At 45.7% G+C, this 3,973-nt stretch carries 5 protein-coding genes; all 5 read left to right on the top strand.

The window, feature by feature from the left end; all coding sequences use genetic code 11:
- Positions 1–3: 3 nt before the first annotated feature.
- Positions 4–948, top strand: coding sequence for a PstS family phosphate ABC transporter substrate-binding protein (locus AC1DSE_RS31845; protein ID WP_477528802.1), 945 nt, complete (start codon positions 4–6; stop codon positions 946–948).
- Between the two features lie 189 nt (positions 949–1,137).
- Complete coding sequence (pstC, locus tag AC1DSE_RS31840) at positions 1,138–2,001, top strand: phosphate ABC transporter permease subunit PstC (RefSeq protein ID WP_256711019.1); 864 nt, start codon at positions 1,138–1,140, stop codon at positions 1,999–2,001.
- 1 nt (position 2,002) lies between these two features.
- Positions 2,003–2,878 carry a phosphate ABC transporter permease PstA gene (pstA, locus tag AC1DSE_RS31835; RefSeq protein ID WP_477528801.1) on the top strand — a complete coding sequence of 292 codons (876 nt, stop codon included), beginning with the start codon at positions 2,003–2,005 and terminating at the stop codon, positions 2,876–2,878.
- A gap of 12 nt (positions 2,879–2,890) precedes the next feature.
- Positions 2,891–3,646, top strand: a complete 756-nt coding sequence (gene pstB / locus AC1DSE_RS31830; protein ID WP_308999341.1) for a phosphate ABC transporter ATP-binding protein PstB — start codon at positions 2,891–2,893, stop codon at positions 3,644–3,646.
- 105 nt (positions 3,647–3,751) lie between these two features.
- On the top strand, positions 3,752–3,973 hold a 222-nt coding region (locus AC1DSE_RS31825; protein WP_477528800.1), incomplete at its 3' end, for a PhoU domain-containing protein.

The raw sequence follows: 3,973 nt of genomic DNA, 5'->3' as shown, positions 1-3,973 counted from the left end.
ACGCTGCTCGTATTCGCAGCTGCATGTGGTAATAATAGCGGAAATAAAGGTTCTGAAAATACAGGATCTAAGAATAACACTGCAACTAACGCACCAGCTGGTGAAGATGTGAAATTGTCAGGCGAAATTAAAATTGATGGTTCARGCACAGTGTTCCCACTTACAGAAGCAGCAGCTGAAGAATTCAACAAAGAGCACAAAGATGTACGAGTACCGGTTGGCGTATCTGGCACAGGCGGCGGCTTCAAACAATTTTGCGCAGGCGAAATTGCCATTGCAGATGCTTCCCGTCACATCAAGGATGAAGAAGCAGCAGCTTGTAAAGCAGCTGGCATCGAATATACAGAGCTTTCTGTAGCATTTGACGGTTTGTCTGTTGTTGTAAGCAAAGACAATGACTTCATCGACCACTTGACAGTTGAAGAGCTGAACAAAATCTTTACAACTGGCAGCACAGTAACAACTTGGAAAGATGTTCGCGACACTTTCCCTGCTGAGCCGATCGTAATGTTCTCACCAGGCGCTGATTCCGGAACTTATGACTACTTTAATGAAGCTATTCTTGAAAAAGCAGGCATTCGCAATGATAAAGCAATCAGCTTCTCTGAAGATGACAACGCACTTGTTCAAGGCGTAGCAGGCAGCAAATACGGCATTGGCTACTTCGGTTTTGCTTACTTTGAAGAAAACCAAGATAAATTGAAAGTTGTTCCTGTAGACGGCGGCAAAGGCGCTATTGCACCAACTTATGACACAATTAAAGACGGCACTTATGCTCCATTGTCCCGTCCGCTCTTCATCTATGCAAACAATAAAGAGCTTGAGCGTCCAGAAGTGAACGCATTCGTTAAATACTATATCAACAACATCGGTACTTTTGCTGGCGAAGTTGGTTATGTATCCCTTCCAGATGAGCAATACGCAACTGAAGCAGCAAAAATTAAATAAGTAACAAACGACCTGATGAAAATGTGTGGTGTCTCGAGGGACATCACCTTTTTATCGGCACAAATGTAAACGAATTGTAAAGGCAAGAAGGAGGACGCTGCAATGCCAAGCCAAGGGCTGCAAACGGTCAGTAAGGCTCAAACAAACAGCAAGGAAGTCTATGATTTCAAAAATAAACGCGTAAGCATCATGAACAAATTGATGCCAATCCTATTGTTCCTGTGTGCATCCGTATCTGTTCTAACTACAATAGGTATTGTCGTCACACTCATCTCAGAGACCTATCAGTTTTTTCAAAAAATACCGATTTTTGATTTCTTGTTTGGGACCAAATGGTCACCGTTAATTCCGCCCAAAAGCTTCGGCGTTTTGCCGCTCCTGTCAGGCACGCTCATGATTACGTTTATCGCTTGTTTAGTCGCTATCCCTCTAGGGCTTGCAAGTGCCATTTACTTATCAGAATATGCACCGAAGCGGGTTCGTAAAGTAATTAAACCGATATTGGAGGTACTCGCAGGAGTTCCAACCATCGTATATGGTTACTTTGCTCTTAGCTTGGTTACACCTCTTATTCAAAGTATTTTTCATAGCGCCGGCGTGTTCAACGCATTAAGTGCCGGTATTGTTGTCGGTATTATGATTATTCCTATGGTTTGCTCGCTAAGTGAGGATGCGATGTCCTCTGTACCGCGCAGCTTGCGTGACGGCGCTTATGCGCTTGGCGCAACACGGTTCGAGGTTGCTTTGAAAATCGTTGTGCCAGCAGCCTTCTCGGGTATCGTGGCTTCTGCCGTACTTGCTTTCTCAAGGGCGATCGGCGAGACGATGATCGTTACGGTAGCGGCAGGCTCTACACCTAATATGACGGCTAATCCGCTCGAGAGCATCCAGACGATGACCGCTTATATCGTTCAGGTCAGCCTTGGGGATACGCCGCATGGAACGGTTGAGTATGGATCGATCTTCGCGGTCGGCATGACGTTGTTCGTCATTACATTCCTACTCAATATTCTTGCCCAGTACATTGCAAGAAGATTCAGAGAGGAGTACTAAGATGAACATATTTCTAGATGCAAACCGCAAGCAAATTGCTAATCGGCRGAAAAAGGATTGGATGCTTCATATCCTGTTCGTCGCCGCTACTTCCATCGGCGTTCTCGCGCTTTGCGCGTTAATCGTAGATATTTTGATCGACGGTATTGCAAGGCTCCAGCCTGATCTATTCACGAACTTCCCGTCTCGCAAAGCGGACGGTTCCGGAATGAAGTCGGCGCTGGTTGGTACGATTTACATGCTGCTTATTATGGCGCCTATTTCCTTTATTTTTGGAGTAGGAGCTGCGATTTTCTTGGAGGAATATGCGAAAAAGGGCCGGATTACCCGGATGATTCAGCTTAATATCAGTACACTAGCGGGCGTTCCGTCCATCGTATATGGTATTTTGGGCTTAACCTTGTTCGTACGACTGCTCGCTCTTGATCGCAGCCTCATTGCAGGGGCGCTCACGATGACGCTGCTTGTGCTTCCTATTATTATCGTATCTGCACAAGAAGCGATTCGTGCCGTTCCGAAATCACGCCGTGATGCTTCGTTCGCTCTAGGCGCGACCAAGTGGCAGACCGTTTCTCGCTCTGTTATGCCCTCAGCTCTTCYGGGCGTACTAACTGGCGTCATTCTTGCTATGTCTCGTGCAATTGGAGAAACGGCACCGCTAGTTATGATTGGAGCATTAACGTATGTTGCCTTTTTGCCAGAAGGTCTTAAGGATTCGTTTACGGTTATTCCTATTCAAGTGTACAACTGGTTGTCCAAGCCACAGCTTGAATTTAAGGAGCTTGCGGCCAGCGGTATTATCGTTTTACTAGCGCTGCTGTTGCTAATGAACTTTTCGGCTATTTTGCTTCGCAACAAGTATCAGAAGAATATTTAGGAGGAAAACGATATGGAAGCACTTATTAATATTAACAAGCTGAATTTGTTTTACGGCGCTTTCCACGCTTTGAAGGATGTAACGCTAACGATACCTGAGAAAGCAATCACTGCATTCATCGGTCCATCCGGCTGCGGAAAGTCAACTTTGCTTCGTACACTAAACCGTATGAACGATATGATTCCGGGCACTCGGATCGAGGGAGGTATCGCCATTGGCGGTACTGAAATTTACTCGAATGAAGTGGATGTAGAAACACTGCGCAAAAAGGTCGGCATGGTATTCCAACAGCCAAATCCATTCCCGAAATCGATCTATGATAACGTGGCATACGGTCCTCGCCTGCATGGTATTACTAGCAAGCGCGAGCTCGATGAAATTGTAGAAACAAGCTTGAAATCCGCGGTATTGTGGGATGAAGTAAAGGATCACTTGAAACGTTCCGCGTTCGGTTTATCTGGTGGACAGCAGCAGCGCCTTTGTATTGCCCGCGCACTTGCAGTAAACCCAAATATTTTGCTTATGGATGAGGCGACATCAGCGCTTGACCCGATTTCCACGCTGAAAATTGAAGAGCTTGCTCAAGAATTGAAAGATAAATACACAATCGTGATGGTTACTCACAATATGCATCAGGCAGCCCGCGTATCCAATCAAACGGTGTTTTTCTTGAATGGCGAGGTCGTTGAATACTCGGATACGGAGAAGCTGTTCTCCAATCCAACCGATCAGCGCACAGAAGATTATATAAGCGGACGTTTCGGCTAAGCCAAACGGATCGTGGGAGAAAACTTCTATTCAAGAGGTTGAATCATATGATTTTGGCCTTGCGAATGATGTTGTTTTACAAACCTTGTAGGGGGAATGCCGTTCATGATGACCACGCGTAAAGAGTTTGACCAAGGACTAGAGCATCTTCATAATTTGCTGATTGATATGGGTACTTTTGTTGAAAAAGCGCTCGTAGAATCGATGGAAGCATTAAAAACCGTTGATGTTGACCGTGCGAAGCAGGTCATAAAGCTGGACCCGTCGCTTAACCAAATGGAAGAAAAGATTACGGAAATCGGCTCGAAGCTGATCGCTACGCAGCAG

This window comes from Paenibacillus sp. 01L418 (assembly GCF_056400045.1).
This window is presented reverse-complemented; position numbering and strand designations above follow the sequence as displayed.

Bases quoted from the DNA above. Each gene is read 5' to 3' on its own strand.
- pstC (WP_256711019.1), top strand. From the start codon at position 1,138: ATGAACAAATTGATGCCAATCCTATTGTTCCTGTGTGCATCCGTATCT.
- pstB (WP_308999341.1), top strand. From the start codon at position 2,891: ATGGAAGCACTTATTAATATTAACAAGCTGAATTTGTTTTACGGCGCT.